The sequence below is a fragment of the Tetzosporium hominis genome (genome assembly GCF_002265435.1).
GTDB lineage: Bacteria > Bacillota > Bacilli > Bacillales_A > Planococcaceae > Chryseomicrobium > Chryseomicrobium hominis.
Map to the genome: position 1 here is coordinate 1 of NZ_NOKQ01000083.1, position 230 is coordinate 230.

1 protein-coding gene is annotated in these 230 nt (G+C 28.7%); it reads right to left on the reverse strand.

Annotated features, from left to right (window positions below):
• A partial coding sequence (locus tag CF394_RS00285; RefSeq protein ID WP_133079770.1) for a glycosyltransferase occupies window positions 1-215 on the reverse strand: 215 nt, incomplete at its 3' end.
• Window positions 216-230 lie beyond the last annotated feature (15 nt).

The following is a 230-nucleotide window of genomic DNA, read 5'->3' on the forward strand; positions in this document are numbered from 1 at the left end:
TTCCATCCTTGATTCTCTTTATTTTTTTTTATAGACCAATTATCCAACTTATATTTAGCAATATAATCTTCAATTATTTGAACAGTATCATCTGTAGATGCATCATCACTAATCAATACTTCCTCAGCAAGGCGGGTTTGATTTCTTAGAGTATCTAACTGTTCAACAATATATTCATCACCATTAAATGTTGATAATACAATTGATATATTCATTGTATTCTTACTCCC